General features: G+C 64.0%; 23 protein-coding genes and 1 tRNA gene. 8 read left to right on the forward strand and 16 right to left on the reverse strand.

Features of this window, described 5'->3' with window-relative positions:
* Positions 1 to 59 precede the first annotated feature (59 nt).
* Both NKJ80_RS02485 and NKJ80_RS02490 read right to left on the reverse strand, forming a co-directional pair.
* The gene (locus tag NKJ80_RS02485) at positions 60 to 2,726 is read right to left on the reverse strand and encodes a caspase family protein (RefSeq protein ID WP_352496989.1); all 2,667 of its coding nucleotides are present in this window, start codon (positions 2,724 to 2,726) and stop codon (positions 60 to 62) included.
* 39 nt (positions 2,727 to 2,765) lie between these two features.
* Positions 2,766 to 3,335: an NADPH-dependent FMN reductase gene (locus NKJ80_RS02490; RefSeq protein WP_352496990.1), complete on the reverse strand. Its 570-nt coding sequence runs from the start codon at positions 3,333 to 3,335 to the stop codon at positions 2,766 to 2,768.
* Positions 3,336 to 3,551: 216 nt separating this feature from the next.
* On the opposite strand from NKJ80_RS02490, the gene NKJ80_RS02495 reads away from it, so the two are divergent.
* Positions 3,552 to 4,922, forward strand: a complete 1,371-nt coding sequence (locus NKJ80_RS02495; protein WP_352496991.1) for a cytochrome P450 — start codon at positions 3,552 to 3,554, stop codon at positions 4,920 to 4,922.
* 15 nt (positions 4,923 to 4,937) lie between these two features.
* Here NKJ80_RS02495 and NKJ80_RS02500 read toward each other — a convergent pair whose 3' ends face one another.
* From NKJ80_RS02500 to NKJ80_RS02535, 8 genes are all read right to left on the reverse strand, one after another.
* Complete coding sequence (locus tag NKJ80_RS02500; protein ID WP_023693143.1) at positions 4,938 to 5,918, reverse strand: complex I NDUFA9 subunit family protein; 981 nt, start codon at positions 5,916 to 5,918, stop codon at positions 4,938 to 4,940.
* Positions 5,919 to 6,022: 104 nt separating this feature from the next.
* Complete coding sequence (locus tag NKJ80_RS02505) at positions 6,023 to 6,475, reverse strand: DoxX family protein (protein ID WP_023755780.1); 453 nt, start codon at positions 6,473 to 6,475, stop codon at positions 6,023 to 6,025.
* Positions 6,476 to 6,802: 327 nt separating this feature from the next.
* Complete coding sequence (locus NKJ80_RS02510; protein WP_023745829.1) at positions 6,803 to 7,804, reverse strand: Ldh family oxidoreductase; 1,002 nt, start codon at positions 7,802 to 7,804, stop codon at positions 6,803 to 6,805.
* Between the two features lie 112 nt (positions 7,805 to 7,916).
* Positions 7,917 to 8,726 carry an ABC transporter permease gene (locus tag NKJ80_RS02515; RefSeq protein WP_023729737.1) on the reverse strand — a complete coding sequence of 270 codons (810 nt, stop codon included), beginning with the start codon at positions 8,724 to 8,726 and terminating at the stop codon, positions 7,917 to 7,919.
* Positions 8,726 to 9,439 (reverse strand): ABC transporter permease, encoded by a 714-nt coding sequence (locus NKJ80_RS02520; protein ID WP_196813869.1) that lies wholly within the window; start codon positions 9,437 to 9,439, stop codon positions 8,726 to 8,728. The genes NKJ80_RS02515 and NKJ80_RS02520 overlap by 1 nt, the downstream gene beginning before the upstream one ends.
* A gap of 139 nt (positions 9,440 to 9,578) precedes the next feature.
* The gene (locus tag NKJ80_RS02525; RefSeq protein WP_023671323.1) at positions 9,579 to 10,379 is read right to left on the reverse strand and encodes a transporter substrate-binding domain-containing protein; all 801 of its coding nucleotides are present in this window, start codon (positions 10,377 to 10,379) and stop codon (positions 9,579 to 9,581) included.
* A 54-nt stretch (positions 10,380 to 10,433) separates the two neighbouring features.
* Entirely contained in the window at positions 10,434 to 11,249 is an 816-nt protein-coding gene (locus NKJ80_RS02530; protein ID WP_023671322.1) for an ABC transporter ATP-binding protein, read from the reverse strand.
* A 144-nt stretch (positions 11,250 to 11,393) separates the two neighbouring features.
* A complete protein-coding gene (locus NKJ80_RS02535; RefSeq protein WP_196813600.1) occupies positions 11,394 to 11,549 on the reverse strand; it encodes a hypothetical protein in 156 nt (51 codons plus the stop codon).
* On the opposite strand from NKJ80_RS02535, the gene NKJ80_RS02540 reads away from it, so the two are divergent.
* The 4 genes from NKJ80_RS02540 to NKJ80_RS02555 all read left to right on the forward strand — a co-directional run bounded on the left by NKJ80_RS02540 (position 11,476) and on the right by NKJ80_RS02555 (position 15,459).
* On the forward strand, positions 11,476 to 12,348 hold the full coding sequence (locus tag NKJ80_RS02540; protein WP_352496992.1) for a dimethylarginine dimethylaminohydrolase family protein: 873 nt from the start codon (positions 11,476 to 11,478) through the stop codon (positions 12,346 to 12,348). The two genes, NKJ80_RS02535 and NKJ80_RS02540, sit on opposite strands and share 74 nt — an antisense overlap.
* A complete protein-coding gene (locus tag NKJ80_RS02545) occupies positions 12,318 to 12,986 on the forward strand; it encodes a TetR family transcriptional regulator C-terminal domain-containing protein (RefSeq protein ID WP_352496993.1) in 669 nt (222 codons plus the stop codon). Before NKJ80_RS02540 ends, NKJ80_RS02545 begins: the two co-directional genes overlap by 31 nt.
* A complete protein-coding gene (locus NKJ80_RS02550; RefSeq protein ID WP_352496994.1) occupies positions 12,983 to 14,563 on the forward strand; it encodes a 5-guanidino-2-oxopentanoate decarboxylase in 1,581 nt (526 codons plus the stop codon). Before NKJ80_RS02545 ends, NKJ80_RS02550 begins: the two co-directional genes overlap by 4 nt.
* A 188-nt stretch (positions 14,564 to 14,751) precedes the next feature.
* Positions 14,752 to 15,459, forward strand: coding sequence for an SDR family NAD(P)-dependent oxidoreductase (locus tag NKJ80_RS02555; RefSeq protein ID WP_023815973.1), 708 nt, complete (start codon positions 14,752 to 14,754; stop codon positions 15,457 to 15,459).
* 136 nt (positions 15,460 to 15,595) lie between these two features.
* On the opposite strand, the gene NKJ80_RS02560 is transcribed toward NKJ80_RS02555, so the two are convergent.
* The 5 genes from NKJ80_RS02560 to aroA all read right to left on the reverse strand — a co-directional run bounded on the left by NKJ80_RS02560 (position 15,596) and on the right by aroA (position 21,159).
* A complete protein-coding gene (locus NKJ80_RS02560; RefSeq protein ID WP_352496995.1) occupies positions 15,596 to 16,417 on the reverse strand; it encodes an MOSC domain-containing protein in 822 nt (273 codons plus the stop codon).
* A gap of 246 nt (positions 16,418 to 16,663) precedes the next feature.
* A complete protein-coding gene (gene rpsA / locus NKJ80_RS02565; protein ID WP_352496996.1) occupies positions 16,664 to 18,361 on the reverse strand; it encodes a 30S ribosomal protein S1 in 1,698 nt (565 codons plus the stop codon).
* A gap of 205 nt (positions 18,362 to 18,566) precedes the next feature.
* Complete coding sequence (cmk, locus tag NKJ80_RS02570) at positions 18,567 to 19,211, reverse strand: (d)CMP kinase (RefSeq protein ID WP_031195781.1); 645 nt, start codon at positions 19,209 to 19,211, stop codon at positions 18,567 to 18,569.
* A gap of 26 nt (positions 19,212 to 19,237) precedes the next feature.
* Entirely contained in the window at positions 19,238 to 19,741 is a 504-nt protein-coding gene (locus NKJ80_RS02575; RefSeq protein WP_023695919.1) for a hypothetical protein, read from the reverse strand.
* A gap of 59 nt (positions 19,742 to 19,800) precedes the next feature.
* Complete coding sequence (gene aroA, locus NKJ80_RS02580) at positions 19,801 to 21,159, reverse strand: 3-phosphoshikimate 1-carboxyvinyltransferase (RefSeq protein ID WP_023703673.1); 1,359 nt, start codon at positions 21,157 to 21,159, stop codon at positions 19,801 to 19,803.
* 206 nt (positions 21,160 to 21,365) lie between these two features.
* On the opposite strand from aroA, the gene NKJ80_RS02585 reads away from it, so the two are divergent.
* The 3 genes from NKJ80_RS02585 (at position 21,366) to NKJ80_RS02595 (ending at position 22,499) form a co-directional block, all read left to right on the forward strand.
* Positions 21,366 to 21,758, forward strand: a complete 393-nt coding sequence (locus tag NKJ80_RS02585) for a TIGR02300 family protein (protein ID WP_023683538.1) — start codon at positions 21,366 to 21,368, stop codon at positions 21,756 to 21,758.
* A gap of 173 nt (positions 21,759 to 21,931) precedes the next feature.
* Positions 21,932 to 22,007, forward strand: a tRNA-Ala gene (locus NKJ80_RS02590).
* 102 nt (positions 22,008 to 22,109) lie between these two features.
* Complete coding sequence (locus NKJ80_RS02595; protein WP_023693130.1) at positions 22,110 to 22,499, forward strand: hypothetical protein; 390 nt, start codon at positions 22,110 to 22,112, stop codon at positions 22,497 to 22,499.
* A 49-nt stretch (positions 22,500 to 22,548) separates the two neighbouring features.
* Here the strand turns inward: NKJ80_RS02595 and NKJ80_RS02600 are convergent, their stop codons facing one another.
* Entirely contained in the window at positions 22,549 to 23,313 is a 765-nt protein-coding gene (locus NKJ80_RS02600) for an ABC transporter ATP-binding protein (protein WP_023671311.1), read from the reverse strand.

A 23,313-nucleotide genomic window follows, 5' to 3' on the forward strand; every position in this document is an offset into this window, starting at 1 on the left:
AAGGCGGTTTTTCCAAGGTTTGCGGGCATTTCAGGGCTGAATCCCGAGCTGGCAGCCGGCTATTTTTTCGCGGCTTTCAATTTGGCCAGAAGACCTCGCAGATATTTGATCGTGGGTTTGTCCCTCGGCGCCAGTTTGCCTGTGCGGTCAAGCTCCAGCGTCAGGTCTAACGCCTGGGACAACACAGCCTTCGGATTCTTCGCCACATAGGCATAGTTGATGTAGGCCTGTACCAGATCGAATTGCCAGATCGCATTGTCCGGATCGGACAGGGCCAACCGCTGGCGGATGGCCAGGCTGGCTTCGAAGGCCTTCTTCGAGCCCTCATAGTGGCGCTGCTTGGTCTCCAGCAGGCCTATTTCCTCGAACGTGATCGACAGGTCGCGCTGCCAGTCGGAATTGCCCGGGTCGAGATTTGCCAACCGGTCGGCAATGACGAGACTGTCCTGGTAGTTCTGCAAAGCACCGGCGATATCGCCCTGGGCATCAAACACGCCGGCAATTTTTTCCAGACAGACCGACAGGTCGCGCTGCCAATCGGTGTTGCCTGGGTCGCTGGCGGCAAGGTCTCGCGCCGTGGCCAGCGCCTGCTGGTAGGCCTCCAACGCGAGTGGCCAGTCCTTCTGGTCGCCGTAAGCATTGCCGATCTTGGCGTAACCGACCGACAGGTCGCGCTTCAAATCGGTGTCGTTTGAGTCGCGGCGCACCAGCGCTTCGGCGATTATTTGGCTCTTGTTGTAGGCGTCGAGCGCGCCCCCAGCGTCGCCACGCTCGCGCAGGACGTCGCCGATCCTGGTGTAGCTGACGGAGACGGCGCGCTGATGCCTGGGGTCGTCGGGGTTGTTCTGCGCCAGCGCCAGCCGAATTCTCAGGCTCTCTTCGAATGCAGTCTGGGCGCCATCCAGCTGGCCGGCGGTGCGGGCAAGACCGCCGATTTCGTCGTAGGTAATGGTCAGGTCGCGCAGCAGATAGACGCTGTTCGGCTCGGCATCGGCCAATTGCTGCTTGATGGACAGGCTTTGCCGATAGGCTTGGGCTGCCGCACCCACATCGCCTTGCGTGGCCAGCACATTGCCGATCTTATCATGGGCCATGGCGAGATCGCCGAGCCAGTCCTTCTTGTCCGGCACGTTTGTGGTCAGGCCCTGCAACATGTCCCTGGCCGCCTCATAGTTTTGCAGGGAGGCCGGCAGATCGCCTTGCGCCATCTTGATGTTGGCGAACTTGATATGGCCGATGGCGAGGTCCCGCTTGACGCTCGGATCGGTTTCTTGACGCGCTCGCTGCTCAAGATTGGCGACCAGCGCCGCAAAGGCGCGGCCGGCGGCGTCGGTTTTGCCAATCGTTGTGTAGAGGATGCCGAGCTCTTCCAGCGTGCGGCTTTGGCGGTCGGCCTGTTCCAGGCTGAGCGAGGTCTGTCCGGCTTCGCCATAGAGCGCCAGCACCGTTTCATAGTCCTTGATGGCGGTGGCATAGTCCAGGGTGGCGCGCGCCGCGCCGCCCGAGAGAAACCGCGTCGCGGCTTCGGATAGGGTGCGGCTGACGAAATTGGCCTTCAACGCCTGGCGCGAGACATTGTCGACGTCGGCGGCCTTGGCGAGGATCACGCGTGCACCATCGAAAGCGCCGAGCGCCAACTGTTCCTCGGCCTGGCGGCGCAGTTCGGTCACCTGCGGGTCGTCGGCGGCCAGCGTCTTCATCTCGCCGCGCACCTTGACGAAGGCGTCGGCGGCCTCGCGCAGCTTGGCGTCCAGGCTTTCGCCGGAGAGATGGCTGGTGTCGGAACTGATCAGCGCGCCATAGAGCGGCGCCAGCGGCATGTCGGCATCGCTGGCGACCCGTTCGACCGCGCCGCGCATTTCCGGCGTCACATCGGCCATGGCAAGCAGCAGCCGCTCGCGCTCCGGCAATTGTTCCTTGGCCGCCGAGGCGAAGAACAGCTTCGGCAGCCCGCTCTCGACGTAGGGCAGCTGTTTCCCGCGCGAAAGGTCGTAGACCTCCTGCTGCACCAGCGTCAGCACCGAGCGGATTTCGAGCCCGTCGGTGCCGAGATATTTGGTCAGCGCCACTGTAAAGGGCGAATTCGCACCGGTACCGTCGGCAGCCGTCTCGCCGGGCGCCGCCGAAAAGGCGAACAGGATGTTTTCCGCCTTGCCGACGCGTCCGAGGCCCGGCTTGATCTTGTCCACCAGATCCTTGATCAGCGATGTGGCGCCACGCCCGTCGCCGCTGCCGCCCGTGAACGGATCGCTGCGGCAGGCGTCGAGCACGATCAGCCCGACTTTCGCCGTGGCGGCAACCGCATCGCGCACTTCCTCCAGCGGCAGGCTGGTCTTCTCCAGCTGGTCGAGCGAGGAGGCATCGGCATCGACCGGCAGCAGCCGGTTGTCGCCGGAGATTTCGAAGCCATGGCCGGAGAAATACACCAGCGCCACGTCGGCGCCCTTGGCGTCCTCGCGAAAATCGTCGAGAGCCCGGCGCATGCGCCTGAGATCACGATTGGTCTCAAGCACGACTTCGAAGCCGAGCTTCTTCAGCGCCGCTTCCATCGCCTCGCCGTCATTGACCGGATTGGCCAGCGGCCGCACCAGCCGGTAGTCGTCCTCGGCAATGACCAACGCCACGCGCCGCTCCGCCACCGCTGTGGCGGTGGTCGCAAGCATCAGCAAAATGGCAAACAGCAGGCGCAAGTCGAACCGCCCCCGGCTCAGTGACTTGCCGACCATTCCACCTCTTTATGGCGCGAGCAAGCCGGGGCCGGCTGTTTACGTCGGCCGCATCGGCTTCAGCGCCTCGCTCCAGCGCGAGAGCTCGTCCAGCATGGTCTTGGTCCCACCCTCTACCTGCTCACTAGCCTGGAAGGAGCCGTCGCTCTCCAGCAGTTTCTGATACATCGGCAGCGCGACGCCTTCCGAGATGGGCATGACGCCCACCGCGGTCAGCAGCGGCTTCAGCGCCTGCGCGGCGCGCAGGCCTCCGGAAACCCCGCCATAGCTGAAGATGGCGGCGGGTTTGTATTTCCACTCGCGCGATAGATAATCGATCGCGTTGACGATCGCAGGCGCCACGAAATAATTGTACTCCGGCGCCACGAACACGAAGGCGTCGGCGGCATCAATGACCTTCGACCAGGCTTTGGTGTGGTCGTTCTGGTAATTGCCGAGCCTGGGGTGATGCGGCTCGTCCAGAACCGGCAGATGGAACGTGGCAATGTCGGTCAGCACCGGTTCGAATTTGCCGTGCTCGCGGGCAAAATCCTCCAGCCAGTGGGCGAAGACCGGCCCGGCGCGGCGCGGCCGCGTGCTGCCGATGATGATGTTCAGCTTGTGCTTCAAGCGGACTCTCCTGGGCGATTAGCAGTAGCTGTTGGTAACTGTCACCTATGGCAGAGTGTCCAACCGGACAAGCCGCAACCGTTTCACCGGCGGTCACGATCCGATGAACACACCGTCTGTCGAGCTTGCCCGCGCCGCAGCGTTTTGGTTTGCCCTTCGGTCACATGGACGCCCGGATTGCCAGCCACTACATCTAAGCTATCAGCGGAGCACCTCATGGACACGCAGCCCGTCCCCTTCGTGCCGCCGGCGCCCAGGCCGCGCACGACGCCGCCTTCGACGCTGGAGATGATGCGGATCGTCTACCGCAATCCGCTCGAACTGTGGGGCGAGCACACCTACAACGAGCCCTGGATTTCGGCGAATGGCGTCGGCGGGCATCTGATCGTCGCCAACGATCCCGGCCTTATCCGCCACGTGCTGATCGACAACGCCAAGAACTACAAGATGGCGACGGTGCGCCAGATGATCCTGCGACCGATCTTGCGCGACGGGCTGTTGACCGCCGAAGGCGAGGTGTGGAAGCGCTCGCGCAAGGCGATGGCGCCGGTGTTCACGCCGCGGCATATCTTCGGCTTCGCCGAGCCGATGCTGCGCCGCACGATGCAGTTCGTCGCCCGCTATGACGAAGGCGGCATGACCGATGTCGCCCATGACATGACGCTGCTCACCTACGATATCCTGGCCGAGACGCTGTTTTCGGGCGAGATTGCGGGCGAGCCCGGCAGTTTCGCGCAGGAGATCGACCGCCTGTTCGAAACCATGGGCCGTGTCGATCCGCTCGACCTGTTGCGCGCGCCCGAATGGCTGCCGCGGCTGACCCGCATCCGCGGCCGCAAGACCATGGCCTATTTCCGCAAGATCGTCACCGATACGGTCAAGATGCGCGAGGAGCGGCTGAAGCGCGACCCCGACACCGCGCCGCAGGATTTCCTGACGCTTCTGCTGCGCGCCGAAGGCCCCGACGGGCTGACGCGGGCGGAAGTCGAGGACAACATCATCACCTTCATCGGCGCCGGCCACGAGACCACCGCGCGGGCACTGGGCTGGACGATCTACTGCCTCGCCGAAGCGCCGTGGGAGCGTGAAAAGGTCGAGCGCGAGATCGAGGCCGTGCTGGCGCGCGAACCCGACCCGACGAAATGGCTCGACGCAATGCCGTTCACCCGCGCCGCCTTCGAGGAGGCGCTGCGGCTTTATCCGCCGGCGCCGTCGATCAACCGCGAGCCGATCGAGACGGAGACCTGGAACGATCTGGTGCTCCCCAAGCGCGCGGCCGTACTGGTCATGCCCTGGGTCGTCCACCGCCACAGAAAACTGTGGGACAGGCCCGACGCCTTCATGCCCGAGCGCTTCCATCCGGGAAACCGCGAGAAGATCGACCGCTTCCAGTATCTGCCATTCGGCGCCGGTCCGCGCATCTGCATCGGCGCCAGCTTCGCCATGCAGGAGGCGATCATTGCGCTGGCCATCATGCTGTCGCGCTTCCGCTTCGACGTGACGGCCGAGACCAAGCCGTGGCCGGTGCAGAAACTGACGACACAGCCGCAAGGCGGCCTGCCGATGCAGGTCACGCGGCGCGTTTAACGGCGCAACGCCTTGTTACGCGATACCGGCGGGCTTGCGCTGGAACTGGCCTGCGGCGCGGAAGCGCCAGAGATAGCTGGGCAGGATGGTGCCGATAGACTGCGGCTGGATGTCGAGGCCGGCAAGGTTCCGGTTGGCCTTGTTGGCCTCCTCCGACACGATGTTGGGCTGGCGCAGCAGCAGCACCTGGTCCTTGGTCAGCAACGGGTTGGGCAGCAGGCCGAGGATCGAGGCCTGCAGATTGGCCATCCACCACGGCACCGGCACCAGGAGCCGCTTGCGCTCGATGACAGTGAGCAGCTCTTCCATGCACTGCTTGAAGGTGAGCACTTGCGGCCCGCCGAGTTCATAGATCTGGCCGCCCTTGATCTTGCCCTCGACCGAACGCGCCACGGCTTCGGCGACATCGCCGACATAGACCGGCTGGAACTTGGTCTGGCCGCCGCCGATCAGCGGCAGCACCGGCGAATAGCGCGCCATGTCGGCGAAGCGGTTGAAGAAACTGTCCTCGGGTCCGAAATTGATCGACGGACGGAAGATGACGGCGTCCGGGATCGTCTCCAGGACGGCCTTTTCGCCGAGCGCCTTGGTGCGGGCATAGTCGGATTCGGCGTTGAGGTCGGCGCCCAGCGCCGAGATGTGGGTGAGCCCTGCGCCGACCGAGCGTGCGGCTTCGGCGACGGCGCGGGCGCCGAATTCGTGCACGGTGTTGAATTTCTGCCGGCCGCTTTCATGCGGGATGGCGACCAGATTGATGACATGGTCGGCGCCCTGCACGGCGCGGTCGACAGACCAGCGCACGCGCACATTGGCCTGCACCGGCTGGATCTGGCCGACATTGCCGAGCGGCTGCAAATGTCCCGCCAGATCGGGCCGGCGCACCGCCACCCTGATGCGGTAGCCGCGCTTGGCCAGCGCCCGCACGATGTGGCGGCCGACGAAGCCGGAGCCGCCGAAGACGACCACGAGCTTGGGGATCTGCAGGATTTCGGTCATGGCTGGCTCCGGCGCTCGAAAGCTTGGCTGAAGCCGTTTCATAGTCCGTTTTGGGCCAAAGGCAAAGGGTGACGCGTCGTCGCTGCCACCCTCTTATGGACCCTTCAGAACGCCTTGCCGAGGCGCGCGTCGACCGACTGGCGGTTGCCGCCGCGGATAACGAAGAACAGCAGGATGGCCGCCCATAGAAGCGACTTTTCAGCGCCGGAAAAGCCCTGGCCGACAGTGATCCAGTGGAACCAGACGGTGACCAGCAGCACGATCATACCGGCAAAGGCGGCGGGCCGAGTCAACAGGCCGATGGCGATCAGAATGCCGCCGAAGAATTCGGTGCAGGACAAAAGCAGCGACCAGAACGCGCCGGGATAGAAGCCGAGGCCTTCGACCATCTCGGCGGTGCCGAAAGGGTTGGTGATCTTCTGCGAGCCGTGAATGGTGAGAAACCCGCCGGCGACGACGCGCAGAAGGGTTTCGGCGCCATCATACAGCGACGAATACAGGCGGCCAAACACCGGAACGATAAGTTTGCCCCGGGAAGCGTCGGTGGTTGCGGACATCGTAGCTCCTGTTGTTGTGACGATCCCTTGCAAACGCCCGATGGTTCCGGCAAGTCAAGTTAACAAAAGTTAACTTCCGCCATCATGTTTTAGCACACAGAGCACGAACGCAGAAAACCCCGCCGAAGCGGGGTTTTCCGGGTGACGCAACTGTCGGGACAGAGCGCAACGCGGCGGATAACCTGAGACGGCATACGCCCGCCCGGGCCCTAAACGCATCCGACAGAAGACACCGACCGGGCAAACCCGACCCGGCAGCTATTGGTCGTTGCGATCGGTAGAAAGGTTCAGCCAGGTCGCGTAAAAATTCGTTGTCGCAGGACTGCTTCAGCCCGAATAGCGCTCGGCGAATTCGGAAATGCGCTGCACTACGGCTTTGGAGGCATTGATGCCGCGCGCCTGCGCCTTCTCGGCCGCTTCGGCCCGCGCCCGGCCCGGCACGTGCACGCCAAAGCGCCGGCGCAGCCGGTCGAGCTGGTCCTTCATGCGCTGCTCGAAATCCGGGTCGAGCAGCTTGGGCTCGACAGCGAGCACGAACAGGCCGGTTCCGGGGCTGTCCGGTCCGCCGGAGAACCACGGCGCGTCGAGCGACCAGTTGGCGCCCGACAGGCCGGCAGCCAGGACTTCGACCATCAGCGCGATGTTGGCGCCACGCTGGCCGCCGAAGGCCAGCATGGCGCCCTTCATGGCCGCGGCCGGATCGGTGGTCGGATTGCCGCTGGCGTCCAGCGCCCAGCCTTCGGGGATCTTCTTGCCGTCCTCGGCCGCCTTGCGGATGTTGACGAAGGCGGTGGCGCTCGACGACTGGTCGATGACCAGCGGCGCGCCATCGGCGGCGGGTGCCGCAAACGACATCGGGTTGGTGCAATAGACCGGCTTGACCGAGCCCGAGCCTGCCAGCACCGCCGGCCCGTTGGTGGCGGCGAAGGAGACCAATCCCAGCTGCGCCAGACGCCCAGTGAAATAGCCTAGTGCGCCGCAGGTATAAGCGTTCTTCTGCGAGAAGATGGCGACGCCGAACAGCTTTGCCGCCTTGGCGAGGTCGTCGATGGTGCGGTCGAAGCCGGTATGGGCGAGGCCGCCACGCGCATCGGATTGATAGACGGCGAGCGCCGGCCTGGTGATCACGGGATCGGCATTGCCGTCGATGCGGCCGGCTTCCAGCGCTTCGAGGTAATCGATGAAATGGGTCAGCCCGACGGTCGAAAGCCCTTCCGCCTCGGCGGCAATGATCGAGGCGGTGAGCGACTTCGCCGCCTCCTCATTGGCGCCGGCGCCGAGCGCCGCCATCCGGCACAGCCCTGTTGCCTGGTCGAGAGAGAGTTGCATGGTGCGGACCCGATTGGTGGTGAGTGATTAGGGAGTAGTCAGTAGGGAGTAGCGAAAGCAAGCGGTTTCCCGGTCATATGCTGACTACTCACTACTGCCTACTCACTATTCCCTAGCCCACCTTGTTCGGTATGCGCGCCTCGATCTTGCTGAATGCAAACACCAGTATGCCGGTGATGATCATGTAGATCAGCGCCAAAAGCAGCAAGGGTTCGTAGGTGAGGTAGGTGTCCTGCCGGACCTTGGACGAGACTGCGAAGATGTCGATGACGCTGATCGTCGCCACCAGCGGCGTCGACTTCAGCTGCAGCACGGTTTCGCCGGTCAGCGTCGGCAGCGCCCGGTAGATGGCCTGCGGCAGCCAGATGCGGCGGAAAATCTTCCAGCGGCTCATGCCGAAAGCGCGGGCCGCCTCTAACTGCCCCTTCGGCACGCCGGCAAAGGCCCCGCGCATCACTTCGCCCTCATAGCCGGCGAAGGACAAGGTCAGCGCCAGCACTCCATAAGGCCAGGCTTGCCTCAGATACGGCCACATCCAGGATTCGCGGATCCAGGGAAATTGCGGAAACAGCGAGCCCAGCCCGTAATAGAGCAGCCATAGCTGGATCAGCAGCGGCGTGCCCCTGATGACGGTGCAGAATGTCCTGGCGGGCGCGGAAAACCAGAAAGAGCCGGCGGCCTGCGCGAGCCCGAGCGGCACGGCGAGCAGGAAGCCGAGAAAGCAGGTGACGGCCAGGATCCACAGCGACCGCCAGATGCCGAGAAGCCCCATTTCATAATATTGCGGCAGCCAGTCCCAGCGCATGAAGAAGGCGGCGCTCAGCACCAGCCCGATCGCGATCAGGATCAGCACGATGCGATGCGGCTGCAGCCACAGCGACGTCCGCGCGGCAACATTGATGATGATCGCTTCTCCGGCCATCAGCGCGCATCCTTGAGCGACGGCATACCGCGCCGCGACCAGGCCTCGAGACGGCCGATGAGGAGGTTGGAGACCAGCGACAAGATGAGATAGAGCACGCCCGCGGCGAAAAAGAAGGTGAAATAGGCTTTGGTGACGCCCGCCGCCTGCCGCGTCGCCAGCGCCAGCTCGTAAAAGCCGACGACCGCCAGAAGGGCCGTATCCTTGGTGGCGATCAGCCACAGATTGGCGAGCCCGGGTATGGCGAAGGGCAGCATCGCCGGCAAGGTGATGCGCCGCAGCATGAGCCCGGGTGACATGCCATAGGCGCGGGCGGCTTCGATCTGGCCCTGCGGTATGGCCAGGATGGCGCCACGAATCACTTCGGTCGAATAGGCGCCCTGGACAAAGCCGAGCACGGCGATGCCTGCCGCAAGGCCGCTGATGTCGACGCGCTGGTAGCCCATTGCCGTCAGCGCCTGGTTGATCAGGTCTGTTCCGGCATAATAGAGCAGCAGGATCAGCACCAGTTCGGGCACGGCGCGCACGATGGTGGTGTAAACCGCCAGCAAGTCGCGTACGACCGGCCCGCCGTAAAGCTTGCCAAAGGCGCCCCCGGTGCCGATCAGGAGACCAAGGACCGTGGCGCCGAGCGCGATCTCGATCGAATGGAGCAGCCCAAGCAAGAGCGTGCCGCCCCAGCCCGGCGGATTGGGCGAAAGAAGCTCGATTATGCCGGCCGCCGAGGCCGAAAGAAGTGCGTCGATCAGCGTCGCCCCCGGATTGCTGGCTTCAACCACCGCCGACGGCAGCGCCGGCGGGGGCAGGGAGGCATGGCGCTAACGCCGTGCCCCCTAGCTCATGCGAGGATCGTCAGTTCGACTGCGCGCCGCCACCACCGTAAATGTCGAAATCGAAGTATTTCTTCGATATCTCGTCATATTTGCCGTTCGAGCGGATCGCCTTGATGCCGGCGTTGATCTTGGCCTTAAGGTCGGTGTCTTCCTTGCGCACGCCGGCGCCCACGCCCGGTCCGAGCACTTCATCGTCCGGAGCCACCATGCCCTTCAGATCGCAGCAGGCCTTGCCCTGGTCCGACTTCAGGAATGCGTCGAGCGCGATCGAATCCGCCTGGACGGCGTCGAGGCGGCCTGCGGCCAGATCGTTGTTGGCTTCGTCCTGCGTCTGGTATTCCTTGATCTCGGCGGCCGTGGGCCCGAAATGCTTCTTGGCATAGGCCGAATGGGTGGTCGACACCTGCACGCCGAGCACTTTGCCCTTGAGATCGTCCGGCGTGGCGCCGAATTTCTGGTCCTTCGGCCCGATGATGGCGGTCGGCGTGTTGTAGTACTTATCCGAGAAGTCGATGGTCTTCTCGCGTTCGGCAGTGATCGACATCGAACTGGCGATGACGTCGATCTTCTTGGTCGTCAGCGCCGGGATGATGCCGTCCCAGGCGACAGGCGTGATGACGCAGTCGAGCTTCTCCTCGGCGCAGACGGCGTCGATGAACTCGATTTCCCAGCCAACCCATTTGCCGGAAGCGTCCGGCGAGGTGAAGGGCGGATAGGGCTCGGCGGCGACGCCGATCTTGACCGGATCGGCCTTGGCCACGCCCATGGCGGCGACGCCGAGCAGCAGCGCTGCGGCGAATGTTTTCAGAACAGTCTTCATGTCACGACTCCCAGTTTGTTGTTGGTTCCCGGTTTTCTTCCGTCCCGGCTTGTCCTAGCCGATGTTGCGGATGAACTGCTTCAGCCTTTCGGATTTCGGTGCGCCGAATATCTGCTCCGGCGGCCCCTCTTCCTCGACCAGCCCGTTGCAGAGGTAGACGACATGGGTCGCGACCTCGCGGGCGAATTTCATTTCATGCGTGACCAGCACCATGGTGCGGCCCTCGCGCGCCAGGTCGCCGATCACCTTCAGCACCTCGCCGACCAGCTCCGGGTCGAGCGCCGAGGTCGGCTCGTCGAACAGCATGACGCGCGGGTTGATGGCCAGGGCGCGGGCGATCGCCGCGCGCTGCTGCTGGCCGCCCGAGAGATAGGCCGGATAGACGTCGCGCTTTTCGGCCAGGCCGACGCGCGCCAAAAGCTTTTCGGCTTCCCTGATCGCCACGTCGCGCCTGACGCCCAGAACATGCACCGGAACCTCGATGACGTTCTCGATCAGCGTCATGTGGCTCCACAGGTTGAAGTTCTGGAACACCATGCCGAGCTTGGCGCGGATGCGTTCGATCTGCCGGCGGTCGGCGGGCACGGTGTGGCCGTGGCTGTCGGCCTTGAGTTTGATCTCCTCGCCATTGACGCGGATGATGCCGCTGGTCGGGTTTTCCAGGCAGTTGATGCAGCGCAGCAGCGTCGACTTGCCGGAACCCGAGCCGCCGATAATGGCGATCACCTCGCCGTCGCGCGCCGACAGCGAAACGCCTTTCAGCACATGCAGATGGCCGAATTTTTTGTGCAGGTTCTCGACATGGATGGCTTCGGCGGCGCCGTCCTGCGCCTTGCCGGATTGGACTGCGGCGGTTCCCGCCGCGCTCACCGGGGAACCTCTGCCACAGGGTCCACGGCAGATCGTCGAACGTCTATCCGGCTAATCAACATACGCTGTAATGCCCACTCCAGACTTCAGCATGGACCCAACAGCGCGAGCCCGTCAATCCCGCTCATTACGGCACTTGCGGCCTTATTGTGCAAGTGTATAAATAGCCTCCGATGAAATTTTTTCCATTTTTTTCACCTTGAACACGGCATTGAAAAGGGCACTGATGAGCGCTTTCGGATCACAATCCATGGCGGCGCCGTTGCGGCGCGTGCTGATGCGGTCGGCGGCCAATGCCATGCGCGGTGCCGACCGGGTTATCTGGCACTATGGCCCGGGTTTCGACCCGGCGAAAGCGGCGGCGCAGCACGCGGCTCTCGCTGAGCTGGTGACGGCGTCCGGCGCCGAAATCGAATGGATCGATGACAAGGCCGATGGGCTGTCGGATTCCGTATTCACCCACGACCCGTCGCTGATGACCGACCGCGGCGCGCTGATCCTGTCCATGGGCAAGCCACTGCGCGCCAGGGAGCCATCGCTGCATGAGGAAACCTACACACGCCTGGGTATTCCTATCCTCGGCCGCGTCGAGGCTCCCGGCCAGGTCGAAGGCGGCGATTGCGTATGGCTGGATAAAAACACGCTGGTAATCGGGCGCGGGGTGCGCTCCAACCAGGAAGGCATACAGCAGGTTTCCAACCTGCTGACGCCGCTCGGCATTTCCGTCTACGGCTTCGATCTGCCGCTGTGGCAGGGCGAGGAGGCGTGCCTGCATCTGATGTCGGTGATCAGCCCGCTGGCCGACGACCTGGCCCTGGTCTATTCACCGCTTTTGCCGGCGCCGTTCTACCAGTTGCTGAAGGCGCGCGGCATCCGGCTGGTGGAAGGCGACGCCGAAGAGTTTGCCGCGTCCAACGGCCTCAGCCTGAACGTGCTGCCGACCAGCCCGCATAAGGTCATTGCCGTCGCCGGCTTTCCCAAGACCAAGGCCGCGATGGAAGCCGCCGGCTGCACGGTTCAAATCTTCGAGGCGGATGCCCTCTGCATCGCCTGCGAAGGTGGGCCGACATGCCTGACGCGGCCCATCCTGCGGCAATGAATGAGCGCCGCAAGTTCCGCCGCGAGGGCGAGGAGCGGCGGCGGCAGGATTTGATCGACGCGACGCTTGCCTGCGTGGCCGAACATGGGCTGGAGGGCGCCAGCCTGCGCACCATCGCACTGCGCGCCGGCGTCACCGCGGGGCTGATCCGGCACTATTTCCCCGGCAAGGAAGACTTGCTGCAGGAAGCGTACGCGGCGCTGATGGGCCGTATGACCGAGCAGGCGAAGGCAGCATTGCTCATGGAAGACGCCGCGCCGCGCCAGCGCCTTGCGGCCTTCGTTACCGCCAACCTCAACGCCCCGATCATCGATGCACGCGTGTTTTCGCTCTGGGCAACCTTCATCGGCCGCGCCGGCGCGGATCCGAGCCTGGCTCGCGCCCACCGCGAAGGCTATCTTGGCTTTCGCAACGAGGTGGAAGCAGTCGTTGCCGAAGTGCTCGGCGCCGAGCAGCGCAGGCCAAACGCAAATGAACTGCGCCGCCATGCCATTGCCATCAACGCGATCATCGACGGGCTCTGGATCGAAGGCTGTCTGGCCGCAGAGATGTTCTCGCCTGGCGAATTGGCGGCGATCGGCGTCAAAGCCATAGAGGCCGAGCTCGGCCTGGCGCCGCAAAAGGGAGAGAAGCTATGACCACCATCGGCGAAGCGCTGATCACGCTGCTCGAAGCGCATGGCGTCGACACCGTTTTCGGCATTCCTGGCGTCCACACTGTCGAGCTTTACCGCGGGCTGGCGCGTTCAAAGATACGCCATGTCACGCCGCGTCACGAACAGGGCGCCGGCTTCATGGCCGACGGCTATGCCCGTGCCAGCGGCCGGCCGGGCGTTGCCTTTGTCATCACCGGACCGGGGCTGACCAACACCATCACCGCAATGGGCCAGGCGCGCGCCGATTCGGTGCCGATGCTGGTGATTTCGGGCGTCAACGCGATGCCGACGCTGGGAAAGGGGCTGGGCTTCCTGCACGAACTGCCGGACCAGCGCGGCATGATGGAGAAGGTGGCGCTGTTTTCGCAGCGTGTCACCGAGGCCAGCGAATTGCCTGGCGCTTTGGCGCGGGCCTTCGCGCTGTTTTCGTCGTCGCGGCCGGGCCCCGTCCATATCGAGATCCCGACCGACGTCATGGTCAAACCGGCCGACGGCATCGCTGCTTCGCTCACCAATGCAGCGCCGCGGGCGCCGGATGGCGCGGCCATTGCCGAGGCAGCCAGGCTGATCGCAGCCGCGCGCCGGCCGCTGATCCTTGCCGGTGGCGGCGCCAAGCGCGCCGAACAGCCATTGCAGCTTTTGGCCGAGCGGCTCGGCGCGCCTGTCGCCCAGACCGCCAATGCGCGCGGTCTGCTGCATGCACATCCGCTTTGCGTGCCGGCCAGCCCCAGCCTGAAGGCGGTGCGTGCGCTGATGGCAGACGCCGATCTGGTCATCGCCGCCGGCACCGAATTCGGCCCGACCGACTATGACGGTTACAGCGACGGCGGCTTCGTGCTGCCCGCCAATCTGATCCGCATCGATATCGGCGCCGACCAGCTCGCCCGCCGCCCGGTGAGCGTCGGCATCCAGGCCGATTGCGCGGAGGCGCTTGGCGCACTGCTAGGCGCGCTCCACCCTGATCATGCCGCAGCGAAGGACGGCGAGAGCCGCGCAGCCGCGTCGAGAAAGGCGGCCTTTGCCGAGCTCAGCCCGGCCTATGCCGCGCAGGTGCGTGCGGTGGAAACCATCCGCGACGCACTGCCGGGCGCCATCATCGTCGGCGATTCCACCCAGCCGATCTACGCCGCCAATCTCTATTACGACCATGACCGGCCAGGCGGCTGGTTCAACGCCGCCACCGGTTTCGGCGCGCTCGGCTACGGGCCGCCGGCGGCGATCGGCGCAGCGCTCGCCATGCCCGGCGTGCCGGTGGTTTGCCTGACCGGCGACGGCGGCTTCCAGTTCACCTTGTCGGAGCTAGGCGCGGCGCTCGATGCACCCGCACCGGTCATCTTCGTCGTCTGGAACAACAGAGGCTATCGCGAGATCGAAACGTCGATGCTCGATGTCGGCGTCGAGCCGGTCGGCGTGTCCCCGGCGCCGCCGGATTTCTGCAAGCTGGCCGAGGCCTATGGCATATCAGCCGAACGGGTTGCCGGTACTGCCGGTCTCGCCGATGCGCTCAAACGCGCACGCGCAACGGGCATGCCTCACGTCGTCGAAATCACCATCGACTGACAGCTGGCCGCGCGCCGGATGTCCATGCGCGGGGGTCGGAAGGGGCGGTCGGCGACTTCGAGCGATGCAAAGACGCAACAACTGCCATGTCGAGATGTCGGTTGAGTGATCGTGCAAAAGGCGCGACGCTCTGCGTCGGCGCGGCACGACAAGCGACATAATCACAAGAAACGACAGGAGCGTCCAGGATGACGGAAACAGTTCAGGGCAAGCATATCGTGGTGACCGGTGGCACTGGGGCGCTGGGTGCCGCGGTCGTCGGCAAATTGCTGGCGGACGGCGCGATCTGCCATGTGCCCAATGCCCACGCGTCGGCCCCCTCGCATTTCCCCTTCGCGGCCCATGATCGCGTCCGGCTGGCGCACAATGTCGATCTCGCCGATCCTGCCAAGGTCGATGCCTTCTATGACAGCGTTCCCGAATTGTGGGCCTCCATCCATCTGGCCGGCGGCTTTGCCGCAGCCCCGGTCGAGAAGATCGAATCCGCATCCTTTGCCGAATTGATGGACACCAACGCCCGCACCGCCTTTCTGTGCTGCCGCGCTGCGGTGCGCTCCATGCTGGGCTCGGCCACTGCAGGCCGCATCGTCAATGTCACGGCGCGTGCTGGGCTCGATCCGCGCCGAGGCGCCGGCATGGTCGCCTATGCCGCCAGCAAAGCGGCAGTGGCAGCGATGACCGTGGCGATGGCGGAAGAGCTGAAGCACAAAGGCATACTGGTCAACGCGGTGGCGCCCTCGACGCTCGATACGCCGGCCAACCGCGCCGACATGCCAGACGCCGATTTCGGCAAATGGGTCAGCCTCGAAGCCGCCGCCGAGGCAATCGCCTATCTGGCATCACCGGCCAATCTGGCGATGAACGGCACGCTGGTGCCGCTCTACGGCCGCGCCTGAAGTTCCGCCGCCCAGAGCGGCTCATTTGGTTTGGCTTCCGATGGCGGCCTTTGCCGACCTCGCCTGATCTACAGCGGAGGTTGGCCATCCAATCATGGCGACCGCCGACGCCTCCACGGCATTAGAAGGCCTGCGATTACGTCAGGTTCGAGACCCCCACTTGCACGACCTCGACTGCGTCGCCGATGGCGATCGCGCCGGCGTTGTTGGGAATGGCATTCTGGCCGAAGATGATGCCGCCCTTGGCGGAGCGGTGGAGTTTGCCAAGCGTCTGCAACGGCTCGCTCGGGTCCGGCTGCTCGCCGCTCAACGGATCTCGGGTGGTGATGACGCAGCGCGAGCAGGGCTTTGCGATCCGCAACTCCACCGTGCCGATGCGGATCGTCTTCCAGCTGTCTTCAAGCCATGCGCCTTCTGCGTCGACGACGATGTTTGGCCGGAACCGCGCCATCTCGATAGGCCTGGCAAGATGGCTGTTCAGATGGTTCAGCGAGCCCGTCGTGGCGATCAGCAGCGGAAAACCGTCGGCAAAGCCGACGTAATCGCCAGGCTGGCCGAATTCCGCATCGACCGGCCGGTTTCGCGGATCGTCGAAATAGACGAGATCGACGGGCCGGCCAACAATAGCCGAGAGATAGGCGCCGGCGGCCGGATCGCCCGGCCGCGCGGCAACCATATCCTTCCAGATCTTGACTTGCCGGAGCGCGGTGCCGGGAGCCGGTGCCTCGACGAAGTGCGAGCCATGCCTGTCATGTTTCAACAGGACGCCCGTTCCGCGATGCTCGACGTCGATCGTCGTCATATCGGGTATCTGGCGAATGGTGAGGAACTGCCCATCCTTGTCGACGACCATCCAGCGGCGGTCGCCTTCCATGCCCATTGTCTCGATGTCGGCGCTCGGCACGGCATGGCCGCGCAGGCTCTTGACCGGATAGCGATAGAGTTCGACGACCTTCATCCCGCATGCTTCTCCGTTGCCCGAAGGGCCGGACTTCCGTGTTTACGTCTGCAACGACGGCCGAGCCTACAACCGTCGTGCGGAATTGAAGGGGTTGCACGGTCTTAGTCTTGTGCCAATCGCGCAGCCGAGCATGAAAAACCCGCGAGCCTTGCGGCCCGCGGGTTTTCTTGTTCAGGCCGCGCGCGAGGCGCAGCCGAGGCTTACGCTTGCGCGAAGCGGCTTACGCGCTGCGCGCGAAGCGGCTTAGCTGCCCTGCTTCTTCAGCGCGGCGCCAAGGATGTCGCCCAGCGAAGCGCCGGAGTCGGTCGAGCCGTACTGTGCGACGGCTTCCTTCTCTTCGGCGATTTCCAGCGCCTTGATCGAGACCTGCAGCTTGCGGGTCTTCTTGTCGAAGGCGATGACGCGGGCGTCCAGCTTCTGGCCGACCGAGAAGCGCTCGGGGCGCTGCTCGTCACGGTCACGGCTGAGGTCGTTGCGCTTGATGAAGGTCTCGATGCCGCTGTCGACCAGCCGCACTTCCAGACCGCCATCCTTGATGCCGGTGACTTCGCAGGTGACGACCGCATTCTTGCGCAGTTCGCCTGAAGTCGCGGCTTCGCCGACCGTATCCTTGGCCAGCTGCTTGATGCCGAGCGAGATGCGCTCCTTGTCGATGTCGACGTCGAGTACCTGCGCCTTGACCATGTCGCCGCGATTGTACTCTTCGATGACCTGCTCGCCCGGACGGGTCCAGTCGAGGTCGGAGAGGTGCACCATGCCGTCCACGTCGCCTTCGAGGCCGATGAACAGGCCGAACTCGGTCTTGTTCTTGACCTCGCCCTCGACCTGGCTGCCGACCGGATGGCTCGCGGCAAAAGCCTGCCACGGGTTTTCCAGCGTCTGCTTGAGGCCGAGCGAGATGCGGCGCTTGGCCGGATCGACCTCGAGCACCACAACGTCGACTTCCTGCGTCGTCGACAGGATCTTGCCGGGGTGCACGTTCTTCTTGGTCCACGACATTTCCGAAACGTGGATGAGGCCTTCGATGCCCGGCTCCAGCTCGACGAACGCGCCGTAGTCGGTGATGTTGGTGACGGTACCCTTGATCTTCTTGCCGATCGGGAACTTGGTGCCGATCTCGGACCACGGATCGCTCTCGAGCTGCTTCATGCCGAGCGAGATGCGGTGGGTTTCCTGGTTGATGCGGATGATCTGCACCTTGACCGTCTGACCGATGTTGAGGATCTCGGTCGGGTGGTTGACGCGGCGCCATGCCATGTCGGTGACATGCAGCAGGCCATCGATGCCGCCGAGGTCGACGAACGCACCGTAATCGGTGATGTTCTTGACGACGCCTTCGACAACCTGGCCTTCTTCGAGGTTCTGCACGATTTCCGAACGCTGTTCGGCGCGGCTTTCCTCGAGCACGGTGCGGCGCGACACCACGATGTTGCCGCGGCGGCGATCCATCTTGAGGATCTCGAAGGGCTGCGGGTTGTGCATCAGCGGAGAGACATCGCGGATCGGGCGGATATCGACCTGGCTGCGCGGCAGGAAGGCCACGGCGCAGTCGAGGTCGACGGTGAAGCCGCCCTTGACCTGGTTGAAGATGACGCCTTCGACGCGCTCACCCTTGGTGAACTTCTCTTCGAGCTTGACCCAGCTCTCTTCGCGGCGGGCCTTGTCGCGCGACAGGACGGCTTCGCCCAGCGCGTTTTCGATGCGCTCGACCATGACCTCGACCGTGTCGCCGACCTTGAGCGTCGAGTCCTTGCCCTTGACGCCGAATTCCTTCAGCGGCACGCGGCCTTCGACCTTGAGGCCGACATCGATGATGGCCATGTCTTTTTCGATCGCCAGGATCGTGCCCTTGACGACCTGACCTTCGCCGGAGTGGCCGGCGGTAAATGATTCTTCGAGCAGGCTCGCGAAATCGTCGCGAGTGGGATTTGCAGCTGACATATTTTCTCCTGGAGTGCCCCGCATCTCTTGCGGGACGGGCGCCGTGGGTTAGCGTTGCGTTGGCCTGCCGGCGTTCCGGGCTACAAAAGCCCTGGGCCGCCTAAGCGGCAATTCCGGCGCATGAAGAATGCTGGCAGGCTGGTTCGTGCCCGATATGGGTATTTTCTTCGCTTCCGGCAATCGGTGGCAGCGGGAAAACCCTGGATCAGGCTTTATCTCTCTTGGCCAAGGCGTCGTCGATGATCGCTTTGGCCGCCAGAAACGCGGCCTCTATAGCCATTTCGGAGGTATCAAGCAAGTGCGCGTCGGCGGCGGGCTTCAGCGGCGAGTCGGCCCTGCCCATGTCGCGCTCGTCGCGGCGCATGATATCGGCAAGGATTTCGGCGAAATTGGCAGTGCCGCCGATGCTCTCGATTTCCGCCAGCCGGCGCTGCGCCCGCACCTGCGCACTCGCCGTCACATAGAGCTTTATGTCGGCGTCAGGGCACACGACCGTGCCGATGTCGCGCCCGTCGAGCACCGCGCCCGGCGGTGTCTTGGCGAAATCGCGCTGCTTTTCGACCAGGATGCGCCGAACGGTAGGGTAAACCGCTACCTTCGAAGCCGCTTCGCCGACAGCATGCGCCGACAAGACCGCCCGGTCGAGCTTGGCTAGATTGACCTGGCGGGCAGCGGTTTCGGCGGCCGAGACATTGTCGAGCGGCAGCGCGTGCCGGATCAACGCATGGGCGACCGCGCGATAAGTGAGGCCGGTGTCGAGCAGGTTGAGACGGTAGTGGTCGGCCAGCCGGCGGGCCAGCGTGCCCTTGCCGGCGCCGGCCGGGCCGTCGATGGCGATGGTGAACGGCAATTCGCGACCTCGAAGATTTGCTGCTATCAGGATCGAAACTGGAAACCCGCATCTTTCAGCTTCAGAGCTTCATTTCCAGCGTAAAAGCCACTGTGCAGATGATTTAGATTTTTCCGCACCAGGCGTAGCAGCGCGTCGCCAATCTTGGTGAATGCCGCATGCTTCTCTATCAACTGCCCAAGATCGTCGAAGTCGCGCGCTTGGAAATAAAATCGGCCCTGAAAAATTGAACTGCCTTCGGTCCGGGATGGGTTGTACTGTATCACAGATGAGCGGCTGAGATCGGGATCATACGTATCGTTGTATGGATTGTGCTTCCAAACAATTTCCTCCCTCAGTGCCTTGGGAACGAGATGAAAGCCCTCGACCTTACGGCCCGGGTGCACTCGTTCAAATTTTTCTTTCAGCGAGGGTGCGGGGGTCTTCGACTGGCTGTTGATCACCGCGAATACCCCCTTTGAAAGCACGATGGACTGAAGCTCAGTTTGATCTTTGTCTGACAACCAGAAATTGACCTGCCTGCCCATCATTGCCGCGATTCCGACATTGCACTCTCATGCACGAATACTGCACATTGAGACAGGGGAAATCACCCGATCTCCGCACCGAGCCCCGTCATCAGCCCCATGAACTCCGGGAAGCTCGTCGCGATCATTGCGGCGTCGTCGATGGTTACCGGCTTTTCCGTTGCCAGCCCCATCACCAGGAAGCTCATGGCGATACGATGGTCGAGATGCGTCTGCACCGTCGTGTCCTGGCCATTGGGATGGCCGCCCAGCCCCTTGCCGCCGGGCTTTCCGCGCACCGCGAGCGAAGCTTCGCCTTCGGTGCAGTCGACGCCGTTGAGCTTCAGCCCATTGGCAACCGCTGCCAGTCGGTCGGATTCCTTCACCCGCAGCTCTTCCAGCCCCTGCATCAACGTCTCGCCCTCGGCGAAGCTCGCGGCAACCGCCAGCACCGGATATTCGTCGATCATCGACGGGGCCCGCTCGGGCGGCACGGTGACGCCCTTGAGCTCGGAGTAGCGCACGCGCAGATCGGCAACATCCTCGCCGCCGGCATTGCGCGGGTTCAAGATGTCGATCTGGCCGCCCATTTCCTGCAACGTTAGAAGCAGGCCGGTGCGGGTGGGGTTCATCAGCACGTTCTCGATGACGATGTCCGAACCCGGCACGATCAGTGCCGCGACCAGCGGGAAGCCGGCCGAGGAGGGGTCGCCGGGCACGGCGATGGTCTGCCCCGTCAATTTGCCCTGGCCCTCGATGAAGATGTGGCGCACGCCGCGCTCGTCGGTCTCGACCGAGAGATTGGCGCCAAATCCCCTAAGCATCTTTTCGGTATGATCGCGCGTCATCACCGGTTCGATCACGGTGGTGATGCCGGGCGTGTTGAGGCCTGCCAGCAGCACGGCCGACTTCACCTGCGCCGAGGCCATCGGCACGCGGTAGGTAATGGGTGCGGCGTGTTTCGGCCCATGCAGCGTGATCGGCATGCGGTCGCCCGGCGTCGCCTTCAGCACCTGCACGCCCATCTGGCGCAAGGGTTCGAGCACGCGGCCCATCGGCCGTCCCGACAGCGATGCGTCGCCGATGAAGGTCGTTTCCATGTCGTAAGTGCCGACGAGGCCCATTGTGAGGCGGGAGCCGGTACCGGCATTGCCGAAATCGAGCGGGCCTTCCGGCTGCAGCAGCGCGCCATTGCCGGTGCCGCGGATCACCCACTCGGCGCCGCGCTTCTCGATATGCGCGCCCATCGCCTTCATGGCGGCCGCCGTGCGCATCACATCCTCGCCTTCGAGCAGGCCGGTGACGCGGGTTTCGCCGGAGGCAAGGCCGCCGAACATCATGGAACGGTGCGAAATCGACTTGTCGCCCGGCACGCGAGCGGTGCCGGAAAGGGCGGATGATTTGCGGGCGGTGGCCGGCTTGGCAGCGGCGGCGTGAGACATGGAATTTCCCTGGACGGAATGCCGGCGCGCCGGCGCTTTTCATTTGTTGCGGCGGTCTCGTATCACGGCGGGCACGAATGGTCATCCCCATGGTCGTCGCTTGGCGCGAGGCCTTTCAGTGCTTGGTTTTGTGACGCCGGCTTTTCGCTTTGACAGCGCGGTAAACTGTGGTTAAGGGGACCACTCTTTTACTGACGAGGCTTGACGTGGCAAAAAACGAACTTGGCACAAAGCGTGTCGACCCTGAAACGGGCCGAAAATTCTACGACCTGAACAAGGACCCTATCGTCTCGCCCTATACGGGCAAGACGTATCCGCGTTCCTATTTCGAGGACGGCAAGATCGCCGCCCTCGAAGAGGAAGAGGAAGTGGCCGAGAAGGAAGTGGACGCCGAGGAAGAAGAAGGCGTTGAAGTCGTCTCGCTTGAAGAGGCCGACGAAGACGTCAAGGCCGGCGACGAGCTTCCCGACCTGGGCGACGACGAGGACGATGTCGATCTAGGCGACGATGAGGACGATACTTTCCTTGCCGACGAAGAGGAAGAAGACGACGACGTCGCCGACATGATCGGCGTCGGCGACGACGACGACGAAGTCTAGGAACGCTTCGAACCCATGCATTTAGCGGCGTTCACGGGCTATGATGAAAAAGCGGGCCTCGAAGGCTTGATCTTCAGGGAAGGCGGGGTTAGAAGCCGCCTGCACTAAACGGCGCGGTCCTGAAACCCGCGCCGGACCTCTCGCCGGCAACGGCGACGGCTGACTGCCGGAGTGGGGCCATAGCTCAGTTGGGAGAGCGCTTGAATGGCATTCAAGAGGTCGTCGGTTCGATCCCGATTGGCTCCACCAAACAGTCTCTTTCCGACGCTCGGTTTCGCGGCATTCATGCTTGTCGCCTGCCAGTCGGCGCCTGAACCATCATCGCCGCCGCCAGCGCCCGCACCTCAGCCCATGGCGCCTGCCGCGATCTCTGCTCCGGATGGTGCGGCGGTCCTCGATCCATCCGTGCGGGTCATGCCGCCCGGCGAAGGAGTCCCGGCCAAGTATGTCGCGTTTTCCGGCATATGGGGCGGACAGTTGGACGGGATGTATGACGGCAAGCTCGCTGTGCTGACGATTACGCGCGGCGGCAATGTCACCGCCACCTATGCCTGGGGCGATGTCGGCGACAACAAACCGGGCGTGGCCGACGGCGAAGGCAAGATTTTCGGCAACACGTTGAAACTGCGGCGCCTTCCCAATGGCGCGGACGTCAGCGCGGTCATTCAGGCGGACGGAACGCTGGCCGTCACCTATGGGCTTGCCGACCGCACCTATACGGGCACGTTCACCAAGCAGTAATCGCGAGAGCTAATCTTCCGGGGAAGCCACGGCTGGCTCCTTCCCTTAATCAATGCAGGCCGAATTCGCGCAGCAGTTCTTCGCGATAGCGCACGAAGCGGCTCTCGCTGCGCTCGCGCGGGCGTGGCAGGTCGATGTCGATCAACCGCGCCGCGCCGCCTTTCTCCTTGGGCAGGATCAGCACCCGGTCAGCCAGATAGATCGCCTCCTCCAGATCGTGGGTGACCATCACCATGGTGACGTTCTCCTCGCTCCAGATGCGCGCCAGTTCCTCCTGCATGCCGATCTTGGTCATGGCGTCCAGCGCCCCCAGCGGCTCGTCGAGCAGAAGGATTTCGGGCTGCACGGTGAGCGCTCGGGCGATGCCGACGCGCTGCGCCATGCCGCCGGAAAGCTGGCTCGGAAAAGCATCGGCGAATTCGGCAAGGCCGACCAGGGCGACGTAGAAGCGGGCGCGTTCCTCGGCCTGCCTCTTGGGAACACCGCGCACTTCGAGGCCGAACGCGACATTGCCGAGCACGCTCAGCCACGGCAGCAGCCGCGGCTCCTGGAAGATCACGGCACGCTCGGCGCCGACGCCATGCACCGGCTGGCCGTCGATCGCGACACCGCCGCTGTCGGCCGCCTCCAGCCCGGCCAGAATACGCAGCAGCGTGGTCTTGCCGGAGCCGCTGGCGCCGACAATGACCAGGCATTCCCCCGAACGAATGTCGAGGTTGAGCGTCCGCAGCACGGCAAGCTGGCGCCCGCCGAGGCTGAAGGATTTGGAGAGGTCGCGGATCGAGACCTCTCCGCCACGGTTGGAACCGGCCAT

It is taken from the genome of Mesorhizobium sp. M0030 (assembly GCF_040323695.1).
In the GTDB taxonomy this organism is placed as follows: domain Bacteria; phylum Pseudomonadota; class Alphaproteobacteria; order Rhizobiales; family Rhizobiaceae; genus Mesorhizobium.

Coding starts and splice junctions, on each gene's coding strand:
- NKJ80_RS02515 (WP_023729737.1), bottom strand. CDS start 8,726: ATGGCCGGAGAAGCGATCATCATCAATGTTGCCGCGCGGACGTCGCTG.
- NKJ80_RS02495 (WP_352496991.1), top strand. CDS start 3,552: ATGGACACGCAGCCCGTCCCCTTCGTGCCGCCGGCGCCCAGGCCGCGC.
- NKJ80_RS02510 (WP_023745829.1), bottom strand. CDS start 7,804: ATGCAACTCTCTCTCGACCAGGCAACAGGGCTGTGCCGGATGGCGGCG.
- NKJ80_RS02505 (WP_023755780.1), bottom strand. CDS start 6,475: ATGTCCGCAACCACCGACGCTTCCCGGGGCAAACTTATCGTTCCGGTG.
- NKJ80_RS02500 (WP_023693143.1), bottom strand. CDS start 5,918: ATGACCGAAATCCTGCAGATCCCCAAGCTCGTGGTCGTCTTCGGCGGC.
- NKJ80_RS02595 (WP_023693130.1), top strand. CDS start 22,110: ATGGCGCCTGCCGCGATCTCTGCTCCGGATGGTGCGGCGGTCCTCGAT.
- NKJ80_RS02600 (WP_023671311.1), bottom strand. CDS start 23,313: ATGGCCGGTTCCAACCGTGGCGGAGAGGTCTCGATCCGCGACCTCTCC.
- NKJ80_RS02555 (WP_023815973.1), top strand. CDS start 14,752: ATGACGGAAACAGTTCAGGGCAAGCATATCGTGGTGACCGGTGGCACT.
- NKJ80_RS02485 (WP_352496989.1), bottom strand. CDS start 2,726: ATGGTCGGCAAGTCACTGAGCCGGGGGCGGTTCGACTTGCGCCTGCTG.
- NKJ80_RS02550 (WP_352496994.1), top strand. CDS start 12,983: ATGACCACCATCGGCGAAGCGCTGATCACGCTGCTCGAAGCGCATGGC.
- NKJ80_RS02545 (WP_352496993.1), top strand. CDS start 12,318: ATGCCTGACGCGGCCCATCCTGCGGCAATGAATGAGCGCCGCAAGTTC.
- NKJ80_RS02525 (WP_023671323.1), bottom strand. CDS start 10,379: ATGAAGACTGTTCTGAAAACATTCGCCGCAGCGCTGCTGCTCGGCGTC.
- NKJ80_RS02535 (WP_196813600.1), bottom strand. CDS start 11,549: ATGGCATTGGCCGCCGACCGCATCAGCACGCGCCGCAACGGCGCCGCC.
- NKJ80_RS02575 (WP_023695919.1), bottom strand. CDS start 19,741: ATGATGGGCAGGCAGGTCAATTTCTGGTTGTCAGACAAAGATCAAACT.
- NKJ80_RS02560 (WP_352496995.1), bottom strand. CDS start 16,417: ATGAAGGTCGTCGAACTCTATCGCTATCCGGTCAAGAGCCTGCGCGGC.
- rpsA (WP_352496996.1), bottom strand. CDS start 18,361: ATGTCAGCTGCAAATCCCACTCGCGACGATTTCGCGAGCCTGCTCGAA.
- aroA (WP_023703673.1), bottom strand. CDS start 21,159: ATGTCTCACGCCGCCGCTGCCAAGCCGGCCACCGCCCGCAAATCATCC.
- NKJ80_RS02540 (WP_352496992.1), top strand. CDS start 11,476: ATGAGCGCTTTCGGATCACAATCCATGGCGGCGCCGTTGCGGCGCGTG.